2 protein-coding genes are annotated in these 697 nt (G+C 46.3%); both read right to left on the bottom strand.

Features of this window, described 5'->3' with window-relative positions:
- Positions 1 to 437, bottom strand: a 437-nt coding sequence (locus BFP75_RS10605; RefSeq protein WP_240531764.1) for a reverse transcriptase domain-containing protein, incomplete at its 3' end; no start/stop codon positions are given.
- Positions 438 to 467: 30 nt separating this feature from the next.
- On the bottom strand, positions 468 to 697 hold a 230-nt coding region (locus tag BFP75_RS22105; protein ID WP_206073542.1), incomplete at its 5' end, for a hypothetical protein.

The following is a 697-nucleotide window of genomic DNA, read 5'->3' as shown; positions in this document are numbered from 1 at the left end:
TGTTGGACTTCATCGAAGAAACTCTTAAGGTCTATATCTACTATGTCCTGGTAGCCATCATTGATGTACCCTTGACTTTTTAATACCGCCTGTTGAAGGTTCTTCCTTGGGCGGAAACCGTAGCTCTCCATCTCGAAATCGAGTTCGAAATGAATCACCAGTTGTTGGCTTACCGCTTGTTGAAGCCATCTATCCACTACCGTGGGCACTCCCAGTAATCTGGTCTTGCCGTTCGGCTTGGGTATCTCCACCCCTTTGATGGCCTGTGGCATGTAGCTTTTAGAAATAAGTTGGTGCACCACTTTTGAGCGGTGGCCATCTATAAATGCCTTCAACTCTGTTGTGGGCATCCCGTCTATTCCTGCCGAACCTTTATTGCTGACAACCTTTTTACAGGCGTCGATCAAGTTTCTGGCGGCTACTACTTTTGCTATCATTTGTACTGTTCTTGTCTTTCTAGGTATAGGCTATCGGATAAACCGATTCCTATACGAATCCAGACGTGATTTAACGTTCGGTCCTTCCTTACTTGTGAGACCTCTAGGGTACTTCCCTAGCTCATTTCCCGTAAGTACTATGACCTCTGCTGACTTCTCCATGTAGCTACACGTAGCTTTGGAGACCTCCCCAGGTAATGGCATCTTCTTTCCCCCGATCCCTGCCGTATCTACATTAATGCATCTTTTGTACTCGTTGG

The organism is Maribacter sp. 4G9 (assembly GCF_002742265.1).
Classification (GTDB): Bacteria; Bacteroidota; Bacteroidia; order Flavobacteriales; family Flavobacteriaceae; genus Maribacter.
This window is presented reverse-complemented; position numbering and strand designations above follow the sequence as displayed.